The sequence below is a fragment of the Lactobacillus sp. HBUAS51381 genome (assembly GCF_012641095.1).
Classification (GTDB): Bacteria; Bacillota; Bacilli; order Lactobacillales; family Lactobacillaceae; genus Levilactobacillus.
In genome coordinates this window covers 1-225 of record NZ_JAAVSC010000110.1, presented here as the reverse complement: position 1 = coordinate 225, position 225 = coordinate 1, and the positions used below count along the sequence as shown (strand labels likewise).

Here is a 225-nt window from a genome sequence, read left to right as displayed (position 1 = left end):
GAAAACTGAACATTGTTTCGACAAACCAAATATGTGTAGGGCGGTTTGAATTTATTCAAACCCAAACAATATTTGCGAAGTCAATTCGCTTTTAAAAATATAACAACAATCGATGAGCTATTCAAGCATCATCTATAAGATGAGAGTTTGATCCTGGCTCAGGACGAACGCTGGCGGCATGCCTAATACATGCAAGTCGAACGAGCTTCCGTTGAATGACGTGCT

General features: G+C 40.0%; 1 rRNA gene. It reads left to right on the top strand.

Features of this window, described 5'->3' with window-relative positions:
• Positions 1–135: 135 nt before the first annotated feature.
• Positions 136–225 (top strand): 16S ribosomal RNA (locus HEQ50_RS12710); the annotation flags it as partial.